5 protein-coding genes are annotated in these 4,520 nt (G+C 22.8%); all 5 read right to left on the bottom strand.

Annotation, left to right across the window (positions count from 1 at the left end):
• Nucleotides 1-154: 154 nt before the first annotated feature.
• The 5 genes from BGI41_RS06790 to BGI41_RS06770 all read right to left on the bottom strand — a co-directional run bounded on the left by BGI41_RS06790 (nucleotide 155) and on the right by BGI41_RS06770 (nucleotide 4,277).
• Nucleotides 155-568: a hypothetical protein gene (locus BGI41_RS06790; RefSeq protein ID WP_088539785.1), complete on the bottom strand. Its 414-nt coding sequence runs from the start codon at nucleotides 566-568 to the stop codon at nucleotides 155-157.
• Between the two features lie 190 nt (nucleotides 569-758).
• The gene (locus BGI41_RS06785; RefSeq protein ID WP_088539783.1) at nucleotides 759-1,733 is read right to left on the bottom strand and encodes a methionine synthase; all 975 of its coding nucleotides are present in this window, start codon (nucleotides 1,731-1,733) and stop codon (nucleotides 759-761) included.
• Between the two features lie 186 nt (nucleotides 1,734-1,919).
• The gene (locus tag BGI41_RS06780) at nucleotides 1,920-2,228 is read right to left on the bottom strand and encodes a DUF1894 domain-containing protein (RefSeq protein WP_088539781.1); all 309 of its coding nucleotides are present in this window, start codon (nucleotides 2,226-2,228) and stop codon (nucleotides 1,920-1,922) included.
• A 53-nt stretch (nucleotides 2,229-2,281) separates the two neighbouring features.
• Nucleotides 2,282-2,755: a DUF1890 domain-containing protein gene (locus BGI41_RS06775; RefSeq protein WP_088539779.1), complete on the bottom strand. Its 474-nt coding sequence runs from the start codon at nucleotides 2,753-2,755 to the stop codon at nucleotides 2,282-2,284.
• Between the two features lie 586 nt (nucleotides 2,756-3,341).
• Nucleotides 3,342-4,277, bottom strand: a complete 936-nt coding sequence (locus BGI41_RS06770; RefSeq protein ID WP_088539777.1) for a 3-hydroxyacyl-CoA dehydrogenase — start codon at nucleotides 4,275-4,277, stop codon at nucleotides 3,342-3,344.
• Nucleotides 4,278-4,520: the final 243 nt, after the last annotated feature.

The following is a 4,520-nucleotide window of genomic DNA, read 5'->3' as shown; positions in this document are numbered from 1 at the left end:
TAAATAATCTTATATTAATTATTAAATTTTTAAAAATAATTAAATAATTTTAAAACACTGAAATTTAAATTAATTTAAAAGAGAAAAAATATGAATTAAATAGCTAAAACAAAATAAAACAAATAAAATAAAAAAATTTAGAATAAAAAATAAACTATAATCCACAATAGTAACATCCATCAATATAGAAACCAAGTCTTGAAAGGAAATGTTCATAACCATTATAATCAAGAGCTTCAAAATCTATAAGGTTGTAAAGATGTATATACTGTTTATCAAGAAGTTCATTAAAAATTTCAAAATCATAATCTTCTAAAATATCTTCAACATCAGATGGATTAATAGTAAATACAATATCAGCATAGGATGCATCAAGTTCAACATCAGTTAAATCATTTAAAACTGAAACTTCAACATTATCTACACCAATATTTAAAAGAATCATTAAATCATCAAATTCATCAAGTAAAAATCCAATTTTTCCACCTTCAGCAATTCCACGAAACATATCCTTAGAATTATTAGCCCAGTTTTGCCATGCTTCAATATCAAAATAATCAAAATCCATAATATCACAAATATTAACCAAGAACTTAAAATTTAAAATATAATTTTTAATAGTATAAAAACTGAATAATTAAAAATTAAACTAATACTTAAACTACATAAAGATTAAAACTTAATATTCTGATTATAAAAAAATAAACTAAATATTAAGAATTAAACATTAATACCTAGATTATAAAATAAACTAAATATTAAGAATTAAACTCATTTTTTAAATTACACATTAATTGAAGTTTTTTAAATGCATTTTCATGACTTAATTTACCAAGACCACAATCAGGATCAAGAAGTAAATTATCTTTTCCAATAATCTCAATAGCCTTAGAAATTAAATCTCCAGTACTATATTTATCATCTACTCTATCTACAGCAGAATTTAAACAACCAAAACCTATTTTTTTACCTTTAAATTTAGAAATATTGTTTTTAAATATTTTAAAATTATTAGAATTTCCCGCAAATTCTAAATCTAAAATATCCACATTTAAATTAGCAAGAACTTTATAAATTTCAGATATATCTCCACATGCATGAATAGCAATAGGTAAATCAATACCATCTATAAGAATATCAATAGCTTCACTTGCAACAGACATATCTGCAACACCAGTAGACCAAATAGGTTCATCAACTTGAATATATTTAGCTTCTGTTTTTTCTTCAATAGCTTTTAACTCAGAATTAAATGCATGAGCATAATCAAAAATAGCATCATCCTTATTTTTATAAAATGATTCAATTCTAGAAGCATAAATCATAGTAGATGGCCCAGTTACAACAGCTTTAACTCCTTTATTAGATATTTCATCTTCAGTTAAATTATTTTCATTTTTAACTAAATAATCATCAAGAACTCTTTTAGCAGTATTAACATCATCAACAGTAATATCCTTATAAGAAGGAAGTATTTTAGATTTAATAACTGTTGTACCATCTTCAATTTTCATTCCTTGCATATGTCTTGAGAAAATATTAATCATATTCATATTCTCACGAACACCACCATCACAAACAATATCAATACCGGCATTTAATTCATCAGTAACAATATCTTTAATTGCAAGTTTATATGGATCATATGTTCCAAAAACGTGTTTTAATTTATCTGAAAAACTATTTGGAGTTTTAAGTTTAAATGGAAAACTTCCAACAACTGTTGTTAACATTTTTTCATAACCTCATAATAAAAAAATTATTAAAAATTAAATAATTTAAAAAATACTCCTAAATACTAATTAACACTTTAAAATAATTAAAAATACTAAAAAACAATTAGATTTAAAGTAATAAGCAATATTAAAAAAAAATAAAGAGTATTAATTAAATTAAATAATTAACATATAAATATTAATCTAAAAATCAATACTTTTTGATTTTATATCATCAATTTCATCATCAGATACAGGTAATTCAATAGCAGATGTACCATTACATGGTTTTGTATAAGTAATACATACTGTTTTTTTATCTGGATTAATTCCTACTGGTATAGGTGGTATACCAATTAATCTAATACCTAATACTTTTTCACCAGCATTAACATGTACTAACTGTTTAGAATTATCTTTAACTGCTTGAGCACATTGTTTGAATCCTGATTGTTTAAGTAATATTTTATAATCATCAGATTGTTGTAAATAAGTATCTAAGCAAAAGGACATAATTATCACCTCTAAATTTAATTTTGTTTAAAAATTTATTTAATAAATACAAATTAATCTTCATTATTATTTAAAACTTCATCTAAAGCTTTATTTAAACTTACTTTAATAGGATTAGGATTATGATAAGCACGAGCAGTAGCAATATATGCATCTGTTGACTCATCAACCATTTCTACAAGTTCATTTACTAAAGCTTGATCCCTATTAAATACAAGAGCAATTTTTTTAGTATTTTCCATTAAAGTACAATAAGTAATAAAGTAAGTTGCAGCTGAATCTTTATGTACAAATCCAATTATTAAATCAAAATCTTCATCTTGAACTTTATCTAAATAATTATCAATATTTACACTTTTATGTTTATAAAATCCTTTTGGATCTGAAACTTTAACAAGTTTAGCTGCTGCAGGATTTGCTGAAATAGTAACATCATAACCTAAATCAATTAATTTACTACAAGTGTACATAGCCATAGGTGTTTGAGATGAAATCTCAGGACAACCTAATAATAATAATGCTTTCATATTAAAAAACTTCCATATATAATTTAAACCTTTCTAAAATATCATTATTTTATTATTATAATACATTAATAATATTTATATATTATTCTTTAATTATAAACATTGTTATATATTAAAAATTATAAAAAAAATAAAGATATTTTAATAAAACAAATATAATTAAAGAATTTATAAATAAAAAGAAAAATAGCTAAAAAATATCAAAATAAAATCAATAGGAAAAATAACTAATAAAATACTAAAAAATAAATAAATATTAACAAAAAATAATAAAAATAAACTAAAGTTAAAAAAAATAAAACAACTAAATAACAAACTATTAATGAAATACTAAAAATAAACTAAAGATAAAAAAATAAGATGAAAAAATTAATAAAATTAAAAGGAAAATTAATTTAATAAAATTTAAATATAATCTTCCTAAATTTAATAGATATAAATCTTTTTAAAAATCCCTTAAAAATAACTAAAACCAATAAAAATTATAAACCTTAAAATCTTAAGATAAGTAAAAACTTTTACTAATTTTCTAAACTAATCATAAGAAATTAAAGACTTATAAAAAGATTTTACTAATTTTCCAAACTTAATATTTATAGAAACCTTCACCTGCATTAACACCAGTTTTACCTGCATCAATTTTTTCTTTAAGTAAAACAGCAATTTTACCAGGAATAGTTTCAGGATCAAAAGCTTCTGGATTCATTATTACAATATTATATGCAGTAACTAATCCAACAATATCTAATATTCTAAATGGACCTGCAGGAGCACCAGTTGCAAGCATCCATGTTTTATCAATAGTTTCAGGATCTGCAACACCTTTTGCATATAACATTTGTGCAGAATTTAAGAATGGAACAAGCATAGAGTTTAAAATGTAACCTGGTTGTTCTTTTTTAAGTTTTAAAGGAACCATATTAATAGCTAGTGCAAAGTCTACAACTTCATCATAATATTTTTGATCAGTACCTGGATGACCCATAACTTCTGCAGTATTATTTTTCCAAATTTCATTAGCAAAATGTAATGCTAAATATTTTTCAGGACGACCAGTATATTCAGCAAATTCACTAGGAAGTCTAGTTGAAGAATTAGTAACAATAATAGTTTTTTCAGGAATATGTTTTGCTAACTCCTCATAGAAAGGAATTTTTTGTTTAGGATCTTCAGCAATTGCTTCAATAACAATATCTGCATCTTCTCCAACTTCCTCATAACTTGTTGTTAAAACAATGCTATTATAAGCTTTCATAACATTATTTTTTAATTCTTCAATTTCTTCATCACTTAAATCGGTTTTATCAGTCAATCCCCTACAATATGCAGCAGGATTAGTTTTCATAGCTTCAAGTATTTTTAAATAAACATCTTTTAAATGATCAATTTTAGGTTGAGCTCTTCCAATAGATCCTTCACTTCTAAGCCAGATTTTTACATTAAATCCTTTATATGCAGATTGGAATGCAATCTGACTACCTAAAACTCCACCACCAGCTACAACAACATTTTTTATATCCATAATAATCACCTTATTTCAATATTCTAAAAATATTTCTTAAAGTTCGCTCTGTAAAAAAATATATTTTTACATGAAATGTTACTATTTAGTTTTAAAAAATTCAACTAAAACCTATTATGATTATATAAAAATATTTTATACATTCTTTAATTAAAATTTTTCTATTTAATTCTTGAATAAAAAATAGACTTATATAAAAAATAATATATCAATTTATAAAAATTTCAATTTAAACTACATAAA

It is taken from the genome of Methanobrevibacter sp. 87.7, assembly GCF_002208625.1.
In the GTDB taxonomy this organism is placed as follows: domain Archaea; phylum Methanobacteriota; class Methanobacteria; order Methanobacteriales; family Methanobacteriaceae; genus Methanarmilla.
Note: the sequence above shows the minus strand (reverse complement) of the source record. Positions and strands in the feature narration are given on the sequence as shown.